1 protein-coding gene is annotated in these 389 nt (G+C 45.2%); it reads right to left on the reverse strand.

Going from position 1 to position 389, the window contains the following annotated elements:
* Nucleotides 1–389: lipid II flippase MurJ (locus AB4486_RS22745; protein WP_372118747.1), on the reverse strand; the 389-nt coding region annotated here is incomplete at both ends.

Here is a 389-nt window from a genome sequence, read left to right on the forward strand (position 1 = left end):
CATGCAGCGCCTATGATCATTACGTTCAAGAACACAGGCGTAAATGACGAAACCGCAAATTTGCCCATGGTATTAAGGATTGCACCTGATAAAGCGACAAACGTAATGAACCATAAATAAGGAAAAGTAATTTTCAGCATTAGGCTGGCGAGTTCAAACTTAGGCGCCGAGGGGCCGTCATTAAGCCAATCAATAAACCAACCCGCACCGAACATTGCGGTGATAACCCCAGAGCCTAATACCCCAAGCACCGTAACAATAGAAACCAACACCCCAAGAGTACCGGACACCTTTGCTATCAAGTCTCGAGTTTTATCTTTATCACCTGCGGCGTGATATTCCGTTAATACTGGTACAAAGGCTTGAGAAAAAGCACCTTCGGCAAACAG

This window comes from Vibrio sp. 10N.222.55.C6 (assembly GCF_041473395.1).
GTDB classification, from domain to species: domain Bacteria; phylum Pseudomonadota; class Gammaproteobacteria; order Enterobacterales; family Vibrionaceae; genus Vibrio; species Vibrio crassostreae_C.